22 protein-coding genes and 1 riboswitch are annotated in these 20626 nt (G+C 62.2%); of the genes, 3 read left to right on the top strand and 19 right to left on the bottom strand.

All coding sequences use genetic code 11. From position 1 onward, the window contains the following. Positions 1 to 30 precede the first annotated feature (30 nt). Entirely contained in the window at positions 31 to 969 is a 939-nt protein-coding gene (locus Q0K06_RS05370) for a S1 RNA-binding domain-containing protein (RefSeq protein WP_365924765.1), read from the top strand. A gap of 38 nt (positions 970 to 1007) precedes the next feature. Here the strand turns inward: Q0K06_RS05370 and Q0K06_RS05365 are convergent, their stop codons facing one another. The 11 genes from Q0K06_RS05365 to Q0K06_RS05315 all read right to left on the bottom strand — a co-directional run bounded on the left by Q0K06_RS05365 (position 1008) and on the right by Q0K06_RS05315 (position 9483). Next, the gene (locus tag Q0K06_RS05365; protein ID WP_294549552.1) at positions 1008 to 1622 is read right to left on the bottom strand and encodes a folate family ECF transporter S component; all 615 of its coding nucleotides are present in this window, start codon (positions 1620 to 1622) and stop codon (positions 1008 to 1010) included. A gap of 91 nt (positions 1623 to 1713) precedes the next feature. Next, positions 1714 to 1830: riboswitch (THF riboswitch) on the bottom strand. Positions 1831 to 1927: 97 nt separating this feature from the next. Then, positions 1928 to 2686: a DNA repair protein RecO gene (gene recO / locus Q0K06_RS05360; protein WP_294549549.1), complete on the bottom strand. Its 759-nt coding sequence runs from the start codon at positions 2684 to 2686 to the stop codon at positions 1928 to 1930. Between the two features lie 300 nt (positions 2687 to 2986). After that, a complete protein-coding gene (gene era, locus Q0K06_RS05355) occupies positions 2987 to 3880 on the bottom strand; it encodes a GTPase Era (RefSeq protein ID WP_294549547.1) in 894 nt (297 codons plus the stop codon). A gap of 62 nt (positions 3881 to 3942) precedes the next feature. After that, positions 3943 to 4200: a hypothetical protein gene (locus Q0K06_RS05350; protein WP_294549543.1), complete on the bottom strand. Its 258-nt coding sequence runs from the start codon at positions 4198 to 4200 to the stop codon at positions 3943 to 3945. After that, on the bottom strand, positions 4197 to 4694 hold the full coding sequence (gene ybeY / locus Q0K06_RS05345) for an rRNA maturation RNase YbeY (RefSeq protein WP_294549540.1): 498 nt from the start codon (positions 4692 to 4694) through the stop codon (positions 4197 to 4199). Before ybeY ends, Q0K06_RS05350 begins: the two co-directional genes overlap by 4 nt. Next, entirely contained in the window at positions 4691 to 5182 is a 492-nt protein-coding gene (locus Q0K06_RS05340) for a hypothetical protein (protein WP_294549537.1), read from the bottom strand. The genes ybeY and Q0K06_RS05340 overlap by 4 nt, the downstream gene beginning before the upstream one ends. A 26-nt stretch (positions 5183 to 5208) precedes the next feature. Then, a complete protein-coding gene (locus Q0K06_RS05335; protein WP_294549589.1) occupies positions 5209 to 6165 on the bottom strand; it encodes a PhoH family protein in 957 nt (318 codons plus the stop codon). A 42-nt stretch (positions 6166 to 6207) separates the two neighbouring features. Beyond that, positions 6208 to 7458 (bottom strand): sporulation protein YqfD, encoded by a 1251-nt coding sequence (locus Q0K06_RS05330; protein ID WP_294549534.1) that lies wholly within the window; start codon positions 7456 to 7458, stop codon positions 6208 to 6210. Between the two features lie 18 nt (positions 7459 to 7476). Next, positions 7477 to 7758 (bottom strand): YabP/YqfC family sporulation protein, encoded by a 282-nt coding sequence (locus Q0K06_RS05325; RefSeq protein WP_294549531.1) that lies wholly within the window; start codon positions 7756 to 7758, stop codon positions 7477 to 7479. A 121-nt stretch (positions 7759 to 7879) separates the two neighbouring features. Continuing rightward, the gene (locus tag Q0K06_RS05320; RefSeq protein WP_294549528.1) at positions 7880 to 8218 is read right to left on the bottom strand and encodes a hypothetical protein; all 339 of its coding nucleotides are present in this window, start codon (positions 8216 to 8218) and stop codon (positions 7880 to 7882) included. An 11-nt stretch (positions 8219 to 8229) separates the two neighbouring features. After that, positions 8230 to 9483: a tRNA nucleotidyltransferase gene (locus Q0K06_RS05315; protein WP_294549525.1), complete on the bottom strand. Its 1254-nt coding sequence runs from the start codon at positions 9481 to 9483 to the stop codon at positions 8230 to 8232. 79 nt (positions 9484 to 9562) lie between these two features. Here Q0K06_RS05315 and murC point away from each other — a divergent pair, with 79 nt between their 5' ends. Further along, positions 9563 to 10939, top strand: coding sequence for a UDP-N-acetylmuramate--L-alanine ligase (murC, locus tag Q0K06_RS05310; protein ID WP_294549522.1), 1377 nt, complete (start codon positions 9563 to 9565; stop codon positions 10937 to 10939). A gap of 74 nt (positions 10940 to 11013) precedes the next feature. Here murC and Q0K06_RS05305 read toward each other — a convergent pair whose 3' ends face one another. From Q0K06_RS05305 to Q0K06_RS05295, 3 genes are all read right to left on the bottom strand, one after another. Next, positions 11014 to 12444: a hypothetical protein gene (locus Q0K06_RS05305; RefSeq protein ID WP_294549519.1), complete on the bottom strand. Its 1431-nt coding sequence runs from the start codon at positions 12442 to 12444 to the stop codon at positions 11014 to 11016. Continuing rightward, on the bottom strand, positions 12441 to 12986 hold the full coding sequence (locus Q0K06_RS05300) for a sigma-70 family RNA polymerase sigma factor (RefSeq protein ID WP_294549516.1): 546 nt from the start codon (positions 12984 to 12986) through the stop codon (positions 12441 to 12443). Before Q0K06_RS05300 ends, Q0K06_RS05305 begins: the two co-directional genes overlap by 4 nt. Before the next feature lie 92 nt (positions 12987 to 13078). Continuing rightward, positions 13079 to 13741, bottom strand: a complete 663-nt coding sequence (locus Q0K06_RS05295; RefSeq protein WP_294549513.1) for a Crp/Fnr family transcriptional regulator — start codon at positions 13739 to 13741, stop codon at positions 13079 to 13081. A gap of 87 nt (positions 13742 to 13828) precedes the next feature. On the opposite strand from Q0K06_RS05295, the gene Q0K06_RS05290 reads away from it, so the two are divergent. Continuing rightward, entirely contained in the window at positions 13829 to 14539 is a 711-nt protein-coding gene (locus tag Q0K06_RS05290) for a 4Fe-4S binding protein (protein WP_294549510.1), read from the top strand. Positions 14540 to 14593: 54 nt separating this feature from the next. Here the strand turns inward: Q0K06_RS05290 and Q0K06_RS05285 are convergent, their stop codons facing one another. From Q0K06_RS05285 to truA, 5 genes are all read right to left on the bottom strand, one after another. Further along, positions 14594 to 17128 carry an ATP-dependent Clp protease ATP-binding subunit gene (locus tag Q0K06_RS05285; RefSeq protein WP_294549507.1) on the bottom strand — a complete coding sequence of 845 codons (2535 nt, stop codon included), beginning with the start codon at positions 17126 to 17128 and terminating at the stop codon, positions 14594 to 14596. 147 nt (positions 17129 to 17275) lie between these two features. After that, on the bottom strand, positions 17276 to 17809 hold the full coding sequence (locus tag Q0K06_RS05280) for a CDP-alcohol phosphatidyltransferase family protein (protein ID WP_294549504.1): 534 nt from the start codon (positions 17807 to 17809) through the stop codon (positions 17276 to 17278). A gap of 41 nt (positions 17810 to 17850) precedes the next feature. Then, the gene (locus Q0K06_RS05275; protein WP_294549501.1) at positions 17851 to 18555 is read right to left on the bottom strand and encodes a CvpA family protein; all 705 of its coding nucleotides are present in this window, start codon (positions 18553 to 18555) and stop codon (positions 17851 to 17853) included. Between the two features lie 38 nt (positions 18556 to 18593). Beyond that, positions 18594 to 19790: a DUF5711 family protein gene (locus Q0K06_RS05270; protein WP_294549498.1), complete on the bottom strand. Its 1197-nt coding sequence runs from the start codon at positions 19788 to 19790 to the stop codon at positions 18594 to 18596. Between the two features lie 34 nt (positions 19791 to 19824). Continuing rightward, positions 19825 to 20574, bottom strand: coding sequence for a tRNA pseudouridine(38-40) synthase TruA (truA, locus tag Q0K06_RS05265; RefSeq protein ID WP_294549495.1), 750 nt, complete (start codon positions 20572 to 20574; stop codon positions 19825 to 19827). Positions 20575 to 20626: the final 52 nt, after the last annotated feature.

Below are 20626 nucleotides of genomic sequence, written 5' to 3'. Positions count from 1 at the left end.
AAAAATCTCCGCTGCGGCCGAAAGGATTTGGTGAAATTGACGACTCTGTTACCGCCTGAAGGGCGGCTGCTGCACACCGAGGAAAATCGGGCCCTCTGCGCCACAAAAACAGGGCTCATCCAGGCCATGAAGGAACGGCGGGTGCTGGAGGGAAAGGCTATTCTCTGCGACGCAGAGCACAATCTATCTGTCGTACTAGGCCCCTTTACAGGCTATATTCCCCGGAAGGAAGCGGCGCTGGGTATTGCGGAGGGAACCACACGGGAAATTGCAATTCTCTCCCGTGTTGGAAAACCTATTTCCTTTACAGTTGAGGCAGTCGAACAGGAAGCCGGGCTGATCCGGCCTCGGCTCTCCCGGCGGGCCGCCCAGGCTATGGCATTGGAACGGCTGATGGATACTGTGGAGCCCGGCATGGTTCTCCCTGCCACCGTAACCCATCTGGAGCCCTTTGGCGCTTTTGTGGACGTCGGCTGCGGTGTGCCGTCCATGATCAGCATCGAGCGTATCTCTGTCTCCCGGATTCCCCACCCGGACCGGCGTTTTACCGTTGGACAGGAAATTTTCGCCGTGGTGCTGGAGACCTGCCCGGAGCTGGGACGGGTCGTCCTCTCCCACCGGGAGCTGCTGGGCACCTGGCAGGAAAACGCCGCCCGGTTCGCCGCCGGCATGACGGTCCCCGGCTGGGTGCGCGGCATCAAAGAATATGGCGTCTTTGTGGAGCTCTCCCCCAATCTGTCCGGTCTGGCAGAACCCAGAGGAGACCTGCACGAGGGGGACCGGGTATCTGTATACATCAAGGCCATCTTCCCCGAGCGGATGAAAATCAAGCTGCTGGTCATTGAGAAGCTGCCGCCGGAGAGGCCCCAGCCTCCGGCTTACTTTCTGCCCCCCAGCGGACGGCTGGACTGCTGGCACTATGCGCCGGAGGGATGCAGCAAAGCAGGCGCGGAGACTGTATTTCGATGAAAAAGAGGAGGATGCTGGCGCATCCTCCTCTTTTTCATTCAAATCAGCGCCAGGCGCCGCTCGGCCTGGTTGGGCAGGGCTCCCATCCGGTAAAGTACCGGCACCAGAGCCCCGAAGAGCACCACCAGCATGAGCGTCTGAACAGGGAGCATCAGAGTATTCTTAATCATGCTGTTGGTCATATAATAGAGGTAGCCCTTGCTGTACAGAATTGCGCTCCACAGACTGCCCAGGAACACATTGAGAATGTTGGTGCACAGCTTGGCCAGGAAAATCCGCAGCACCGTCACCCGGGCCCGGTAGAAGAACAGGGCATAAATCAGGGTGCCCAGCATGGTGGTGAGCATATAACCCGGGAAATAGGGGTCGCCGCTGGAGGAGAGAAAGAACGACAGGGTATCCTCCGCCGCGCCGAACACCAGGGCAGTCACCGGACCGCACACCAGAGCGCACAGGGACCGGGCCAGAAAGCCGAAGCTGATTTTCAGGCCCGCGTAGATGGGGATGGAGAACTTGGAGAGAATAATGCAGGCGGCAATCATCAATGCCGCGAACACCATGCTGCGCAGACTGCGGAACTCCTCCACGGCACAGCGCCAATAGCCGGCGGAGAAAGGCGTTTTGAACATGGTCCGGTTCTGGTAAATGAGCATAAAAAATCCTCCTTCTGTATTCGGCAGCCCGCACAGGGCGGGAATGCCGCACAGAGGAGGGCCGTGCTCTCCCACGGCGCGCCTGATATGCGGCAGCGGGATGCGGAGGGCGTACTGCAAGCCTGTGGCTTTTCGTCCGGCGGACAACTCCCCGTCCCGCCGGCACTGGACCTCTTGCGAGGTACTGCACACGCGCTCCTACTCTGCCTGATAGAGGCCATTATAGCCCTGCCTCAGGAAAAATGCAAGGAAAAATCCGCCGGATGCGGAACTGTGATATCTCCAGGGCCGGCGGACCGTGCATATCACGGCTGGAAGGCAGTGATACGCTTGTAAAAGTCCAGTGTGCCGAAGCCCCGCTCCAGCTGGGTGAGCAGAAAGGCCTCGCACACATCGCTCATCTTTTTCTGGGCGGGCGCATCCAGTCGAAAGGAGAACAACCGCTTGGGATCGCCCATCACCACATGGCGCATAGCGGCCAGAGACGGACCGTCCAGGGGCATGGACACCCCGTCCCCTACGCCGCCCCGGCAGCGGGCGCAGTGAAGCACACCCTCCCTCAGGTGGAGCCGGGGCTCCTCCGGCTCGGGCACGCCGCACACTGCGCAGGCATCCAGCATGGGCTCGTACCCCGCCAGGGACAGCAGCTTGAGCTCATAGGCCGCCTTCACCAGGGGCAGGGGCTTGCTGAGCTTGTCCAGTGCGTAGAGGGAGTTGAGGATGAGGGACAGAAGGGCCGGGTCCGGCCTTCCCTCCTCGGCCACCGCCTCCATCACCTCAGCAAAGTAGGAGCCAAGGGCCAGCTTCTCCACGTCCTGCCGCACGCCCCAGAACTGCTCCAGCGAGTCCCCCTGGTCCATGGACCAGTAGTCCCGGTACTCGAACAGGGTCAGTTCCGAATACACCAGCAGCTGAGACGCGGCAGCCAGCGGGCTGTTCTTCCGCCGGCAGCCCCTGGCCTTCACTGTCAGCTTCCCCAGGTCCCGGGTAAGGACGGTGAGGATTTTATCCGATTCCTTGTAATTGACCTCCCGCAGGACAATGCCCTGTGTTGTCACATTCATATGCTTCACCACGCAGTATGTAGTTCGCGCTGGACCGAACCGGCCCGGCGAACAGTGTGGTTCACCGGGCCGGCCGAAACAGTGCGCTATGCGGTTTTGCTCTCTTCCTCCCGCTCCGTCTCTTCCCGCAGGCGGGCGTACAGGCTGTACGCCTCGGGCAGTCCGGTGGCAAGAAACAGCCGCCACATGGTCTCACAGTCCATATCCAAGCCCCCTCGCCCATAGCTTGGCCCGGAGCGGCTTGTTTATGAACGGTAAATTTTGCGGCAGACTGTCGAAAATACATCTTTCAGAGCAGACTTACTCGTCCCGATAGCCAAAGTTCTGGATGAGATTCAGATTATCGCGCCAGTTTTCTTTTACCTTCACCCAGGTCTGGAGGAACACCTTGGTGCCCATAAAGCGCTCGATGTCCTGCCGGGCCAGGGTGGAGATCTTCTTGAGCATGGCGCCGCCCTTGCCGATGATAATGCCCTTGTGAGAGTCCTTCTCGCAGTAAATGGTGGCGTCCATCTCAATGACCCCGTCGTCCCGTTCGATGAACCGGGTGACCTCCACGGCGGTGCCGTGGGGAATCTCCTTGTCCAGGCAGAGGAGCAGCTTCTCCCGGACAATCTCGGCGCATACCTGCCGCTCGGGCTGGTCGGTGACCATGTCCTCGGGGAAGAGCTGGGGGCCCTCGGGCAGGAACTCACCCAGCACCTTGAGCAGCTCCTCCAGGCCCTCGCCGTTCTTGGCGGAGATGGGCAGGATAGCGTCGAAGCTGTGCTTCTCGCCGTAGGCCTGCATGACAGAGAGCAGTTCGTCCTTCTTCACGGTATCAATCTTATTGATGACCAGCACGGAGGGCACCCCCAGGGCCTTGATGCGCTTGATGAGCTCCTCCTCCGGCCCGCCCACGTGGGGGATGGGCTCCACCAGCAGCATGACCGCGTCCACGTCGGCCACGCTGTCCCGCACCACCTTCACCATGTAGTCGCCCAGACGGGTCCGGGCCCGGTGGAGGCCCGGCGTGTCCATAAACACAAACTGGCACTCATCCCGGTTGAGCACGGCGCAGATGCGGTTGCGGGTGGTCTGGGGCTTGTTGGTGACGATGGCGATTTTCTCGCCCACCAGGGCGTTTGTCAGGGTGGACTTGCCCACATTGGGCCGTCCCACAATGGCGATCATGCCGGATTTTTTGATTTCCATAGGTTATCCTCAACTTTCTTGAGCAATTTTATTCATTTGCGGTCTTTTTCAGGCCGTATACTTCACTGTTTGTCCTGCTTCTCCAGCAGGGCGCGAATGGCGGACAACTCCTCCTTCAGCTCGGAGAGCTCCTTCTCACGCATCTCCCGCACAGCCGCAGCCGCACCGATGACGATGCCCGGCAAAGCCATGACGAGAAGCACCACCAGCAGCTCGATGATTCCATCTCCCGCGCCCAGGCCGCCCAGCACCATCATGATAAGATAGAAAAGGGCGATGGAGAGCAGGCCCCCGCCGATGATGTATCCGTACCGCATCATTGCCCCTCCTGTTCTCTGGTAATCCCCAGCTGCTCCAGGATGGCCTCTTCACGCTCCCGCATCTGGGCTTTCATGGGACCCTCGTCCATGTGGTCGTACCCCAGCAGGTGGAGCAGCGAGTGGACGGCCAGATAGGCCACCTCCCGGCGGGTGCCGTGGCCGTACTCCTCCCCCTGGGCCTGGGCCCGCTCCAGGGAGATGACCATGTCCCCCAGGGGCACCAGGCCGGTGCCCGGGTCGGCGTCCTCCTCAGTGGGGTGCTCTCCTGGCTGGAGGTCAAACATGGGGAAGGACAGCACATCAGTGGGGCGGTCCACCTCCCGCTGCTCCAGGTTGATCTGGTGGATGCCCTCGTCGTCGGTGAAGAGCACGTCCACCTCCCAGGGCACGTCCACTCCCTCCGCCTCCAGGGCGGCGGGAATGACCTGCCGCAGCAGGTCGGCGTAAGGCTCGGCGCCCTCCACCTCGGTCTCAATAATCAGTTCATGGTTCATGGAGCATCCTCCTTCTTTTTCTCCGGGCTGTCCACATGCTCCTCCAGCACCCAGGGCAGATACAGGGTAAAATCCATGTCAAAGTGGGGCAGTGGAAATTCCGGCGCCACCGGGAAGGTCTCATGGCCCAGTATCATGTCGCCCCAGGGGAGCTTCACCAGCGGCCCCCAATCGGGGCCGTTATCCTTCCCGGCGGGCCTGTCCAGAATGGTGCCCGCCACGCGCCAGGACAGCTCGTAGAGCAGCCCCTTCTCCCGCCAATTCTCCTCGTGGTAAAGCTCACACACATAGGTGGCCTTCTCCGGCGGGATGGACGCACTGTCCAGAATCGCCAGCAGCGCCTCCGGCAGCTTCCGTTCCCGGGCCAGAGCCACGAAATTGCGGCAGTGGCCGCATTCACAGTCCCAGGGCTCCGCCTGGGCGTAATAATCCCGGGTGGCAGGCTCGTCCACCTCCACCGTATAGCCGAACCATTCAAAACGGGTCACACTTTATCCCTCCTTGGGAAATCCCTTCACCGCTTCTCCTTCTTTGCGTTACGGCGGTTTTCGTCCTCCTCGTAGGCCTTGATGATCCGCTGGACAATGACGTGACGCACCACGTCGGCCTGGCCCAGACGGCAGATGGCGATGTCCTCCACACCATTGAGCACCCGCATGGCCTCCTTCAGGCCGGAGACCTTGTCGCTGGGCAGGTCAATCTGGGTCACGTCGCCGGTGATGACAATCTTGGAGCCAAAGCCCATGCGGGTCAGGAACATCTTCATCTGCTCCCGAGAGGTGTTCTGTGCCTCGTCCAGAATGATGAAGCTGTCGTCCAGGGTGCGGCCACGCATGTAGGCCAGAGGGGCCACCTCGATGTTGCCCCGCTCCAGATACTTCTGATAGGTCTCAGGCCCCAGCATCTCAAAGAGCGCGTCGTACAGGGGCCGCAGATAAGGGTCCACCTTGCTCTGCAGGTCGCCGGGCAGGAAGCCCAGCCGCTCGCCGGCCTCCACCGCCGGGCGGGTGAGGATGATGCGGTTGACCTGCTTGTCCCGGAAGGCGGCCACCGCCGCGGCCACCGCCAGATAGGTCTTGCCGGTACCCGCTGGGCCGATGCCCAGGGTGACCAGGTTCTTCTTGATGGCCTCCACGTACTTCTTCTGTCCGATGGTCTTGGCCTTGATGGGCTTGCCCTTGGCGGTGACGCACAGCACGTCTCTGGCCAGGTCCCCGATCCGGTCCTCATTGCCCGACCGGATCAGGGAGATGATATAGCGCACGTTCTGCTCGTTGATGGTCTCGCCCCGGGCGGAGAGGGACATGAGCCCCTCAATGGCCTTGACGCCGTACATCACGTTTTCCGCCTCACCGGACACCTTCAGCTCTCCGTCCCGGCTCACCACCGTGACGCCCAGCTCCCGCTCGATGATGCGGATATTCTCGTCGAAGGAGCCGAAGATATTGACGGCCTCCTCCATTCGCTCCATGCTTATCGTCTGTTCAATCAAGCTTCTACGCTCCTCGCTGCTTCAGCCGGAAGAGCCTTGTTCCTCCGCCGGCTGGGTTTCATTTTCCTGCTGTCCCTCATAGGGCACAAACCGCCCGATCTCCTCCCGGCACTCGGCCTGGAGCCGGACGATGAGCATGCCGTCCAGTTCCTGGGCGGCAAAATCCATGGAGACCACCTCTCCCGTCTCTCCCAGAGCAGCCAGAAGGTCCTCCTCCAGCTGCGCCCGGAGCAGCTTCTCCGCCGCAGCGGCGTCCATCTGGGCGGTGGCGGTCTCGTAAGCCCGGACCGTCTCTCTGGTCAGGGACAGGGGCATCTCCTGTCCGCCTGGCAGATGGGCGGTCCATACGTCGTTTATTTTATCATACCTCTCATAGGAAATTCCACTGTTTCCATAAAAATTGACCCGCCACCCCAGCAGGCTCAGGGACCAGAAGGATTTCTCCTCCCCGGTGTAGACCTTAACCTGGGCCGTCAGGGGGATTTCCGCCTCCAGGGTGCGCCAGGTGCGGGCGTATACCCGGCCCTGGGCACGCACCTGACGCCACCCCAGGTCGATGCCGCTGTACTCCGCCCCCTCCATGTGGATATTGCCGGTGATGAGCACCTGTCCCTCCACCACCGTGTCCCCTTCCTCCACAGCGGGCTCGCCGCCCAGCACCTCCACCTGGGTCACAATGCCGGGTACCGTGGCCACCACATCCCCCAGTTCGGTCTCGTCCACCACCTCCGGCGGCTCGATGCGCTCCCGCACCAGCACCTCGGCCACGGTGCCCTTCAGGTTTATGGCGCACCAGGACAGATCGTCCAGCTGCAGCAGCAGCTTCTGGGCCGTGGCCGCCGGGTCGATGCCCGGTCCATACACCCCGGGGCGCACCCCCAGGCGGCGCAACTCGGTGAGAATCTCCGCCGTGGTGACAGCCTCGTTGCCCGACACCTCCACATTGAGCACAAACTGGGACAAGACGCACACAGCCGCCAGGGAAAAAACCAATCCTGTCAGCAGGGCGTACCGTTTGCGGAACCGGGCCAGGAAAAAGGGGACGCCGCCGGTCCTCTGCCGCTGGACCTGACAGGAGGCCCGCTCCCCCAGGGCCTGGGCCCGTCTGGCGTCACGCCGGGGGACGGTAATGGCCACCCGGCCTGTCTCCAGCCACTCCACGGCCCAGAAGGCCACGCCGTTCTGGGCGCACAGGTTGAGAAACCGCTCGGGAAAGGCCCCCTCCGCCTCCAGGCGCACGCTGCCCCGGAGAAAATTGATCACCTTCTGCATGCTCCACCTCCAGCGGCCCTATGTCAGGTCCACCCCTTCAATCTCCCCTGTAATCAGCAGCTCACTGGCGTTCATGGCCTTCAGCTCCAGCCCCTTGCCCCGGATTTTCAGAATCAGCTTGCCGCCTGAGACGTGAATCTCCTCCGTGCCGTAGGAGAGAATCCCCTTGTGGTTCTCCATTCGCAGCTCCCGGCTGCCCGTCAGCTCCACACGGGGCAGCCCGGCCACCACGTCCCCGGGCAGGTCCAGGACCTGGGCTGTACGCTCCAACAACCCCTCCCGCTTCTGCCGCTTCTCCACCGCACCCACCTCCTCGTCCTGTTATCCATATGACGCAGCGCCGCCCTGCTTGCCTGTCCCACGCAAAAAAGGGACGGCCCCCAAGCGGGACCGTCCCCTTTATTCTCTTTCCCTGCCGGAATCAGCACCGGTTAAGCTCTGTCCCATAGTGCTCAGAGCTAAAGCCATTGTCAAGAAAAACAGAGAAAAACGGTGTTACTTTGTCACAGACCTCCGTATCAGCAGGCTTGGGCAGGCTCAACAGAAAAGCGGAAAACGCCGCCGTTACCTCTCCGGTAATCACTGTCCCATAAGGCCAGGATGTCTCTTTTCGGGTTCCGTATGCCAGCGCGGCGGCAATCTCCCCCGTCTCTTCCGCCCAGCAGTGGATTTCAAACCTGGACGCCTGATTTAGCTCCTTCGCCATGATCGCCCGCCATCGCTCCACAGTGAGTCGGACGTCACCCATTTCTTCCTCCACTGCACTCCCCCCTAACACTCTGCTTTCAGCAATTCTCTCAGCCGCTCCGGCCGGTTGTCCTCCGGGTGGTCCAGCACATGATCCAGCAGACGGCGCTGGGCCGCGCCGATGTCCGCGCCGTGGTAGCCCATGGCCGCCAGCCCCGCGCCGGAGAGGGCCAGCTCCCGGACCGTCAGGCAGCTCCCCTCCGCTAAAGTCTCCGCAAGCTCCTGGAGATAGGTGCCGCCCACCATGGCGGCTCCGATGGCGGCAGCTGCCGTGCAGGCGTCCTCACCGTGCTCCGCCAGAGCATGGCGCCATCCCACGGTACCCCGGGGCATGGTTTTGACCAGCTCCGCGCCGGCGGCACAGGCCCGGACGGTGCGTCCGTCCAGCCGCAGGGCCTTGAGGAACTCCTCCGCGCTGCGGATACTCCCTTCATCCAGCAGCAGGGCACACAGGGCCGCCCACCGCTCCAGCGGTCCGGCGGGCACCCGGTGGAGGGTGGTCAGGTCCGGCAGGGCATTCTCTCCCACAAAGGCGGCCAGCAGCCCCCAGGCAAACAGCCCCTCCCCCCGCTCCGGCCACTGGGAAAGCAGGGTCTTTTCCAGCTCGGTGCGCACTCGCTCGGCGGACAGGCGTCCGGCCAGTCCGGCGTTCTTTCTCAGGGCCTCCGCTGTGGCGCTCTCAATGGCAAAGCCCAGCTGGGCGGAGAACCGCGCCGCCCGCAGCATCCGCAGGGCGTCCTCCCGGAAGCGGCGCTCCGGCTCCCCCACGCAGCGAACAAGCCGGGCTTTCAAGTCCTTCTGGCCGCCGAAGGGGTCAATCACCTCTCCGTCCGGCCCCAGGGCCATGGCGTTGATGGTGAAGTCCCGGCGGGACAGGTCACCCGTCAGGTCGCCGCCGAAGGTCACTGCGTCCGGGTGCCGTCCGTCGGCATAGCCGCTCTCCGTACGGAAGGTGGTAACCTCCACCCCGCCGTCCCCGGTCAGCACGGTCACGGTGCCGTGCTTGATTCCGGTAGGCACCGTATGTTCAAAAAGGTCCATGACCTTCTCCGGCCGGGCGGAGGTGGTCACATCCCAATCCCCCGGGGTACGCCCCAGCAGCAGGTCCCGGACGCAGCCCCCCACCGGGTAGGCCTCCCATCCCGCCGACTGCAGCCGGGCGCACAGCGCCGCCACGCCACTGGGAATTTCTCTTATCTCCACGCCGCTCACCTTCTCTCCGGTATGTTTTTCACTGTTGCCGTCTATAATGGTGACATATGGAATTGGCCTTGCCATTTTCCTTCGTTCATATTATAATATTTTTTCTGGAAGAGGCCAAGTATCATTTCATATTTTCAAAAAGGGAGTGCTCCCTGTGTCTGATTTAAATATTCACGATTATTTCGTCCCCGGCTGCCACGCTCACCTGGTGGGCATCGGCGGCGTGTCCATGGCCCCCCTGGCTGAGGTGCTCCACGGCATGGGCATGGTCATCACCGGCTCCGACATGCATGAGAGCGCCACAGTGGAGCATCTCCGCTCCCTGGGCATCGACATTGCCATCGGCCACCGGGCCGAGAACCTGAAGGGCGCCAAGCTGGTCATCCGCACCGCCGCCGCCCACGATGACAACCCCGAGATCTCCGGCGCTCACGCCCGGGGCATCCCGGTGTTTGAGCGTGCCCAGGCCTGGGGCGCCATCATGCGTGGCTACAAGAACGCCCTGTGCATCTCGGGCACCCATGGCAAGACCACCACCACCTCTATGTGCACCCACATTGCCATGGCCGCCCAGGCCGACCCCACGGTGATGATCGGCGGCACCCTGCCCCTGCTGGGCGCCGGCCACCGGGTGGGCCGGGGCGACACCATCATCCTGGAGAGCTGCGAGTACTGCAACTCCTTCCTCTCCTTCTTCCCCACCGTGGCGGTGATTCTGGACATTGAGGCCGACCACCTGGACTTCTTCAAGGACCTGGAAGACGTGGAGAAGTCCTTCCGCACCTTTGCCGACCTAGTGCCCGAGGACGGCGTCATCGTGGCCAACCGGGACGACGAGAACACCATGCACACCTTGGAGGGCGAGACCCGTCCCATGGTCACCTTCGGCCTGGAGGAGGGCGATGTCCACGCCGCCAACCTGACCTGGAGCCGCGGCCTGCCCACCTTTGACGTCATCTGGAAGGGCCAGCCCTTCGCCCACGTGTCCCTCCGGGTGCCCGGGGAACACAACGTGAAGAACGCCCTGGCCGCCGCCGCGTCGGCCATTGTGCTGGGCATGCCCGCCAAGGCCGTGGAAGAGGGTCTGTCTGCCTTCCGGGGTGCTGCACGCCGCTTTGAGCACAAGGGCAGCTACCACGGCGCTGAGGTCTACGACGACTACGCCCATCACCCCGGCGAGCTGAAGGCTCTCTTTGCTGCCGCCAGGAGCCTGGGCTATGAGCGGATTGTCTGCGCCTTCCAGCCCCACACCTACTCCCGCACCAAGGCCCTGTTTGACGACTTCGTCCAGGTGCTTCAGGAGCCGGACGTCACCCTGCTGGCGGAGATTTTCGCCGCCCGGGAGGACAATACCATTGGCATCTCCTCCCGGGATCTGGCGGCCCGGATTCCCGGCTCCCGGTACTTCGCCACCCTCCCCGCGCTGACCGACGCCCTGGCGGAGCTGGCCCGGCCCGGCGACCTGATCCTCACCGTGGGCGCCGGCGATATCTATACCGTGGGCGAGGCTCTGGTCAAGCGTCAGGACTGAGTCCCCCAAAAGGCAGAAAACGACCCTCTGCTCAGAGCACAGACGTTCTGAGCAGAGGGTCTTACTGTTATGCGTTACTTTTCCTGTCCGGGCAGCTCGGCAAGCCAGCCGGTGGGGACGGCGGCGCCGTCCTGGATGGCGTACATCCGGTAGCCCAGGGAGAAGCCGGTGACCTGCGCCGGGTCAATAGGCGCGGGGAAATACCAGGTCACGGCAAAGTGCCGCTCCTTTCCCGGCTCTGTCACGTCAACCCCGTAGTACACCTTTCCATCCTTAACAACCCGGGTCATCTGCTCATCCAGGTCGGAAATCTGGCCCCAACCCTCGATATCGATCCGGGTGCCGTCGGCTAGGTAGACGCTGACCGGATAGGAGGCGGGAGTGCCGCCCTTGCTGGTCAGCTCCAGACGGAGGCTGATGGCGGTCAGGTCCACACTGGTCATGGACATGCCGCTGAGGGTCTCGGACATGGCGGCCGACCGCTGGGGCAGATTTTTGGGGAAGAAGGTCAGCTCCCAGTTTCCCTCAATGCTCGCCTCGGTATAGAGCCTGATGTCCATGTCCTCCAGCTCCAGATGGGACAGGCTCTCCCTGGTAAACACATCGCTGTCGGGGAAGCTGACGTCCAGATAGCGTCCGTCCTCCCAGACGAGCTGGTTGATTCTGTAACTGAGTATCTCCCGGTTGTCCAGCTTCATAAAGGGGGTGGGGTTTGCGGCGCACGTTACCCCCTCCGCCATCTCGTAGAGGATGTGGAACACGCCGTTTTCATCAAAGCCGGAGGAGGAAATCCAGATAAGGTCGGTGCCCTCCAGCTTCACCGGGTTCTGGCCGGGCAGCAGGCCTCTGGCCTCAGCGCCCGAGTTCACCGACTTCTCGGTCAGCTCCTCGTCAGTGAACAGGCGGCTGCGGCGGGTGGCGGTGCTCAGGGCCTCCTCCGGGAAGGGGATGCCCGTCAGCTCCCGGAGCCCGGGCTGGAAGCTGGCAAAGGTCAGGGTCAGACTGCCGTCCTCGTTGAAATACCGGTTGGTCATCATGGGCATCTCCAGCAGGGCGGTGCGGGTCTCAGGGTCGTAGCTGATGCAGCAGCTGCTCAGCTTGCCGTTGTAGGTCAGGTTCTCGCTCAGGCGGTCGCCGGTCAGGTCGGTGACCGACACGTAGGTCTTGGTGCCGCTCTCGTCGCTGAGGGCGGCCACCACGCTGACCTTCAGTCCCTGGTCGGTGACGGACACACCGTCCACGTCCTGGACATAGGGGGCGAAGATGCCCAGGTGCTCCATCAGGGCGTCCCAGTTGGTGCCCACCGCCAGGGCGGTTCCGGTGAGGGCGATAATTGCGGCGGCCATGACGGCGGCAATGCGGATTTTCTGTCTCATATAGATGCTCCTCTCCGAGGGGTCGGCATTGAGGGCGGTGTTCACCCTCCGCCGAATGTCAGCGGGGTTGATTTCCGGGCATGGGCCGTTCAGCTCCATGTCCTTCCAGAGCTTCTCCATGCTGCTCACAGTCCTTCCCCTCCTTTCGTCAGAATCTCCCGGAGCTTCTTCCTGCCCCGGGACAGGCGGATGCGGGCCGCGCCGGTGCTCAGGCCCAGACCCCGCACCGCCTCATTGAGCTTCTCGCCGTAGTAGTAGTGGCGGAGGAAGAGGGTCCGGTCCGGCTCCCCCAGGCCGTCCACCGCCTGCCAGAGCCGCTCCGCCTGCTCTTTGGCGGCGGCGGTCTCCTCCGGTCCCTCGGCCGGGGACGGCCCGTCGTCCTCCGGCAGAGGCACGGTGGGCTTTGTTCTGCGAAGGCAGTCGGTGGCCCGGTTGCGGGCTACCGCCCCCAGCCATGGCCGCAGGCCCTGCTTGGGGTCCAGCTCATGGGCGTGGGACCACAGGCTGAGAAACACGTCGGAGACCACCTCCTCCGTGTCCTCCCGGGTGGCGGCGGCGCCCAGGGTGCGCCAGACAATGGTGCTGACATAGGCGGTATATCGGTTGATGGCCTGCTCCAGCGCCGTGCGGCTCCCCTTTTGCAGGCGGCGTACCAGCTTTTCATCCTCCATGCCGCCACTCCTCTCTTCCTAAAACCGGTTTCGCCCTGATATACGGATGGACGGGGAAAAAGGTTTCACATGCGGGGGAAATTTTTCTCTCCCTACCGCAGCAGCCGGAAGCGGTTTTTCTCCGCCTCCAGAATCCCCTCCCGCCGCAGGGCGGACAGCTCCCGGGACAGGGCGCTCCGGTCCACGCAGAGGTAGTCCGCCAGAGCCTGCCGGTCAAAGGGGATGGCAAAGGAGTCGCTTCCCGCCAGGGCCGCCTGGGCGTTGAGGTAGGAGAGCAGCTTTTCCCGGATGGTCCGCTGGGACACATGCTCCAGCTTGGCAGACAGGAGAATATTCTTCCCCGCCAGCACGGAGAGCAGGTTGGTGACCAGGCGGCTGTGGAAGGCGCAGGAGGAGGGACAGGCGCCTACCACCCGGGCGATGTCCAGCAGCAGCACACCGCTGTCCTCCACCGTCCACACCGACACCGGCAGAGCAGCTGTCCCGGCGCAGGCGTGAGCCTCGCCGAAGATACCCGCCGGAGGTACTGAGGAGAGCACGGTTCTGCGTCCCTCCCGGTCCTCCCGGCACACCTGGAGCCGCCCGGACAGCGCCACACCCAGCCAGCGGGCAGGCTCTCCGGCCCGGAGTACCGCCTCTCCCCTGCTGAATTTCCGCTCCACCGCCCCCAGGCAGTCCAGCATGGTCTCCATATCCTGCTCTGAAATCCCGGCGAAGAGGGGCGACCTCTGAAGCACCGGCAGAAATTTCCCCATGTTTTTTCCTCCCATGTTGCAACTGCAACAGAAAATTTGATACCAGTATAGTATGCTTTCCTTACAAATACAAGGAGGGTTTTCCCTATGATTCGGAAGATTATCAAGATTGACGCGGACAAGTGCAACGGCTGCGGCGCCTGTGCGGCGGCCTGCCACGAGGGGGCCATCGGTATGGTGGACGGCAAGGCACGCCTGCTCCGTGAGGACTACTGCGACGGCCTGGGGGACTGCCTCCCCGCCTGCCCCACCGGAGCCATCACCTTTGAGGAGCGGGAGGCCCCCGCCTATGACCACGCCGCCGTCATGGCCGCCAAGGCGGCCAAGGAGAATGCTGCCGCTCCCCTGCCCTGCGGCTGTCCAGGCAGCATGAGCCGTGCTATTCACCGTCAGGAGCGCCCCGCTGCCGCCGGTGAGATTCCCAGCGAGCTGCGGCAGTGGCCGGTGCAGATTAAGCTGGTCAACCCCATGTCCCCCTGGCTCAGCGGCGCCGATGTGCTCATCGCAGCCGACTGCACCGCCTACGCCTACGGCGCCTTCCACCGGGACTTTATCCGGGGCCGTGTGGTGCTGGTGGGCTGCCCCAAGCTGGACGAGGGGGACTACACCGACAAGCTCACCGAGATTTTCCGCCGCAACAACGTGCGCAGCGTCACGGTTGCCCGGATGGAGGTGCCCTGCTGCGGCGGCATCCAGCGGGCCGCTGAGCTGGCCGTGGCCAACTCCGGCAAGCACATTCCCCTCACCATCACCGTCATCTCCGCCGAGGGCGAGATTCTCCGCACCATCCAGCAATAAGGACATAAAAAGGGCCCTGTCTCAGTTTTGTGAGACGGGGCCCTTTTATGCTGCTTATTCGCCGGTAATCTGCACGGTCTCTCCGTCGGAGGAGGCATGCAGGGTACGGACGGGGTTGTGGTAGCTCTCGATGATGCGGGTGGCAATGGGGTCCTCCAGGTCCTTCTGAATCTGGCGGCGCAGGTTGCGGGCGCCATAGGTCAGGGAGTAGGACTTCTTCACCAGGTAGTCCAGCAGGCTGTCGTCATAGGTGAAGGTGATGCTCTTCTCGCCCAGGGTGCCCTTCAGCTCGTCCAGCATGATGCCGGCGATGGCCTTGAAGTTGTCCTCGGTGAGCCGTTTGAAGTAGACAATCTCGTCCACCCGGTTGATGAACTCAGGCCGCAGGAAGCTCTCCAGGGCCTTCATGGCCCGCTCGCGGCCCTGCTCGGCGGCGGTACGGCCGAAGCCCACGCTGCCGGAGCCCTTGGCCTCACTGCCCGCGTTGGAGGTCATGACGATGACCGCATTCTCAAAGTTCACGTTCCGGCCCTGGGCGTCGGTGATGTGACCGTCATCCAGAATCTGGAGCAGAATGTTGAGCACGTCGGGGTGGGCTTTCTCAATCTCGTCGAAGAGAATGACGCAGTAAGGCTTGCGGCGGACCTTCTCGGTCAGCTGGCCGGCCTCGTCGTAGCCCACATAGCCCGGGGGAGAGCCGATGATGCGGCTGACCGCGAACTTCTCCATGAACTCGGACATGTCCAGCCGGATGAGAGACTCGGGGGAGTGGAACATGTCCATGGCCAGCCGCTTGACCAGCTCGGTCTTACCCACACCAGTGGAGCCCACGAAGATGAAGGACACGGGCTTGCGCTTGGAAGCGATGCCCACCCGGCCGCGGCGGACAGCGGCGGCCACAGCCTTCACCGCGTCGTCCTGGCCGATGATGTGCTCTTTGAGGCGGGTCTCCAGCTGGGCCAGGCGCTCGTACTCGGCCTCCTGAATCTGGCTGGCGGGAATCTTGGTCCACAGCTCGATGACCCGGGCCAGGTGGGCCACGGTCAGGGGCGGGGCGCTCTGGGCCTCCAGCTTGTCCAGCTCCTGCTGGAGCTGGAGCTCCCGGCTCTTGATGACGGCCAGGCGCTGATAGTCCTCGTCGCCGGTGGAGGCGGTGTTGAGGGCGCTCCGGTCCTGGACCAGCTTCTGCAGCTCCCGCTGGAGGCGGGCCTGCTCCCGCTCATTGTCCTTTATGCCGGCTTCCTGGTCGCCGGCGGCAGCCAGAGCATTGTGCTCCTCCGTGAGCTTGGCCAGCTCCCGGCGGATCTCTCCCTGCCGGCTCTCGTTTGCTTTCAAGTCGCTCTGCCGCTTGAAGTCCCGGCTGTTGGCCTCGGTCACCAGAGCCTCCCGCTCCTTGGAGATCTGCTCCAGCTCTTTCTTCAGCTGGGCCTCCCGGGCCAGGTTGGCGTTGTGGAGGTTGACGTCGGAGCAGGCCTCATCAATGAGGTCGATGGCCTTGTCGGGCAGGTAGCGGTCGGTGATGTACCGCTCGCTCATGGTGACGGCCATACGGGCCATTTCGGGGGAAATGGACACGAAGTGATACTTCTCATAGTAAGACTTGATGCCCATAATAATTTTTACCGCGTCCTCAATGGAGGGCTCCTCCACAATGATGGGCTGGAACCGGCGCTCCAGGGCAGAGTCCTTCTCAATGTACTTGCGGTACTCGGTGAGGGTCGTGGCGCCGATGACCTGAATTTCACCGCGGGAGAGCGCAGGCTTGAGGATGTTGGCGGCGTTCATGCTGCCCTCGGCGTCGCCGGCGCCTACGATGTTGTGGACCTCGTCAATGACCAGGATGATGTTGCCCAGCTTCTTGACCTCGTCAATCAGGCCCTTCATCCGGCTCTCGAACTGGCCGCGGAACTGGGTGCCCGCCACCAGAGCAGTCAGATCCAGCAGGTAGACCTCTTTATCCTGGAGCTTATAAGGTACGTTGCCGGAATAAATCCGCTGGGCCAGACCCTCAGCGATGGCTGTTTTGCCCACACCGGGCTCGCCGATAAGGCAGGGGTTGTTCTTCTGCCGGCGGTTGAGAATCTGGATGGTACGCTCAATCTCCTGATCCCGGCCCACGATATTGTCCAGCTTGCCCTCGGCGGCTTTCTGGGTCAGGGAGATACAGTAGTTCTCCAAAAATTTCCGCTTAGGGGCCCGTTCCTTGCCGGGCTTGTCCTCCCGGGGGCGGGACTCCTCCTTGCTGGGCTGGCTGTCGCCGCCCTGGGCGCCGCCGAAGAGCTTATTGAGGAAGGGGAAGGTGGCCGTACGGCCCTCGTCGTCCTCCTCGCCGTCCGAGTCGTCTCCCTGGGGTACCAGACCCTCCATGCCCTCAGCGCCGCCAAAGGCGGAGAGCATCTCGTTGGTCAGACCGTCCAGGTCCTCGTCGGTAATGCCCATCTTCTGCATCATGTCCTCAACAGGTTTGATGCCCAGCTCCCGGGCGCACTTGAGGCAGAGGCCCTCGCTCTTGGTCTCCCCGCCCTCAATTTTCTGGATAAAAATAACAGCCACATTCTTATGACATCTGGAACAGAGTGTCGGTTGCATATTGATCAGCTCCTTTAAGGGGGATATTTTCTCCCCTTGGGGCCCTGTATTGCCCCGGAGAAAAAATTCTAGTGCGAAATTGTGAACTGGGTATGAATTTCTGGTAATTTACTTGGTTTTTTATTTTCCAGCCTTTTCGGAGGCTCCTTATTTCTTTTTCCCAAGCACGCTCATATATAGCCACAGGTAATAGAGAAAAGCCAAAATGGTCAGGGCCAGGGCAAAGGAGATCATACCAATCGCCCAGCTGTGGGGAATCTGGGGAAAGAGCACCAGAGCGGCGCACACCACGAAGAACACGAAGGTAGAAGTTTTGCCCAGCCAATTGGAGGGGATCACATCGTCGATCTTGTGGAGCATGGACAGGGCGCCCAGGCCCATGGCGGCCTCCTTGCAGAAGAAAATGACCACCGCCCAAATGGGAATAATGCCTGCCACTGTGATACAGACAATCACCGTAAAGGTCATCAGCTTATCGGCCAGCGGGTCCAGAATCCGCCCCAGACGGGTGATCTGATTGAAGTGGCGGGCGATGTATCCGTCGGCCACGTCGGTAACAAAGGCCAGGGCGTATACCCCGGCCGCCCAGTATCGGGCTGTGGGGATGGGCTGGAAGAATACCACCGCAAAGACCGGCACCATGGCCAGCCGGAGCAGAGAGAGAAAATTGGGCACGTTCATCGTTAACACCTTCATTTGTGTGGAATGGTGGAAATGCTCTGTCACAGCCCCTGGAGCAGCGCCAAGGGATTGGTTGTCATAAAGAACTTGAGCAGATGGGTCTGCTGAACCGTTTCCTCCGGGATAAGCTTGCCGGTGTACTGGATGATCCAGGCCGCCAGGAAGAGGATAATAACCCCCTTAACCAGGCCCATCGCCGCCCCGCCGGTCTTGTTGAGGAAGTTCAGGCCGGGCAGCTTTGTCACCAGGTCCACTGCGTGGGAGAAAATGGTCCACGCGATGAGGATCAGTGCAAAGGCGGCGGTGAAGATCACAGTATAGGCCACCGACTGGGCGATGGCGGCGGCTACGGCCGCTGCCGCGTTGGCGGCCACGGTGGTCATGCCGTCCTGTACCGCCTGGTCAATGGTGTCCACCAGTTCCTCATAGAGCCCCATGTCCTTGAGCACGGACAGTACGTCCTGCAGGGGGTAGCTCTCTCCCTCCGCCTGGCCGGCGGCGTCCCCCGCCGGGCCGGACTGCTGGAATTGCTCCTCCAGCCGCTCCTCAATGGCCTGGGCAAACTTTGGCTCCAAAGCGGTTCCCACCTTGGGCGCCAGCAGGCCGGCCAGGAAGCTGGCCCCCACAAAGGCCACGATCACCGCCAACAGGCCGCACAGGGAGAGCACAAAGCCCCTGGACGCGCCCCGCCAGGCAAAAAGTGCCAGAATGACCAGAATTGCAATGTCAAATATCAGATAAGCCATGGGAACCTCCATATGGAATCTCAAAAAGGTTTCTAACTTCAGTCCGGGATATAGAGCCGGGCAGTTTTTGCACCGATGAGCATCGCGGTGCCGTCGGCCCGCATAAGCACTTTCTGGGCGTTCTGAGTGCCGGACATGCTGTCATAGAGCCGGAGATCCGCGGTATAGATGTCCAGCCGGTCGGCAGTGAGCACGGCAATATACCTCCCTGCCGCGGACAGGGAGAGCACCTGCTCCCCAATATCCAGGGCGCCGGTCACCGCTCCCGACTCATCGGTCACCAGAAGCTGGGCCTGGCTGCCGGCCCGGTACTTACCCAGCAGCAGCGCCGCATATCCCTCTCCCTCCAGCGAGAACTCCTTCAGGTACTGGTCCGGATAGCCGTACATGCCCTCTCGCTCCCCGAGATTCCTCTCCGCCAGCGAGATGGCGTACACCCCCGTGTCCCCCAGGGCCCACAGTGTGTCGCCCTGCTGCCTCAGGTCCAGGGTCACGCTGCCGTCCAGAGTGCTGGAGGCATCCGGTTCTGTCTCCTCCTCGGTCCGGTCCAGCCGGTAGAGATCCACGCTGCTGTCAAAGGATGCGCCGCTCTGCCGGATGGTGACTGCGGCCAGATACTCCCCATTCTCCGTCACCACCGCATCCATGACAAAGCCGCTGGATCGATTCAGCTGGAGCACCGGCTGCTGCTGAGGATTATATACAGTCACCGACCCCTTGTAGCTGGCAGCCTGGGTCACCACGGTCAGCCAGCCGGCAGAGTTGACCCGGGCGGACAGAATATCCTTGCCCTCCTCCGCCCCCAGGGAAAACACCTTCTCCTTGTCCCGGAAGAGGTAGAGACTGCTGCCGCCGGCATCGTAGGCCAGGGACCACTCCCCAGCCGCCATGGCCACCGGCTGCTCCATTACAATCTGCTCGTCCACATATTGGGTTCCGCTGCCGGAAAACAGCCGCACGCCGGTGGTGGAGCACACCAGCAGGTTCTCCCCCGCCGAAACAAAAATATCCCGCGTGCTGCCCTCGTGTGCAAAGGACTTGGCCTGGCCGTTGTCGTTGCGCTCCAGGCTGCGGTAGGTAAAGTACCTCCGGATCACGTCAAAGTTCAGCCGATCCCGGTAGACCACCAGCGTTACCGCGCCGAAAATCAGCGCCAGCGTTACCAGGAAAGCCAGCAGACGGACCAGAATATTTCCTTTTTTCTTGCCGCCGGGCTCCGGCTGTCTGTCGTTCATGTGTATGCACCAAATTCCTTAAAAATTCTGCGCCTCAGAGCACATTCTCTTCATACCACAGCTTGGTCATGTACAGGCCGCCCGGAGGGGCGGTTGGGCCGGCAGCCGTGCGGCAGCGCCCCTCCAGAATATCGCTCACCGCCTCCGGCGGGAACTTACCCTCTGCAGCGTAGACACAAGTGCCCACCATGGCCCGCACCATATTGTAGAGAAAGCCGTTGGCGCACACCCGGCACTCAATCATATCTCCCGAGCGGGATATATTAAAGTAGTGCACGGTCCGCACCGTGGACTGGACTTCCGTACCCACCGACTGGACAGCGGCAAAGTCGTGGGTGCCCACAAACCGGTCGGCCGCCGCCTGCATCACCTTCTCGTCCAGATGCTTGGGATAGAACCAGACCCGGTTGACAAAAAATGCGTTGCGAATGCGGGAGTTATAGATGCGATAGGTGTACTCTTTTTTTATGCAGGAACCGATGGCGTTGAAGTCATCATGAACCTCCGTGGCCTTAACCACCACAATATCCTCCGGCAGGCGGGTGTTCACCGCCAGAGGGAGACGGTCGCAGGGAATGGTGGAGGTGGTTCGAAAGTTGGCGATATAGGTCTCCGCATGGACGCCGGCATCGGTGCGGCCAGCACCGGTGCACTTCACCGGGTGGCCCACCACCGTGGCCAGCGCCTTCTCTAAAGTCTCCTCAATGGTGACAGCGTTCTTCTGGATCTGCCACCCGTGGTAGGCCGTCCCAACATACATCAGTTTTAGTGCTATATTCCGCATAACGGCCTCCCACGCCTTTCCTCTCTGCTTCTACCCTACTTCCCCTCCGCCG

This window comes from uncultured Pseudoflavonifractor sp., assembly GCF_944387805.1.
In the GTDB taxonomy this organism is placed as follows: Bacteria; Bacillota; Clostridia; order Oscillospirales; family Oscillospiraceae; genus Pseudoflavonifractor.
The sequence above is the reverse complement of the archived record's forward strand: the minus strand, read 5'-3'. Positions and strand labels throughout refer to the sequence as shown.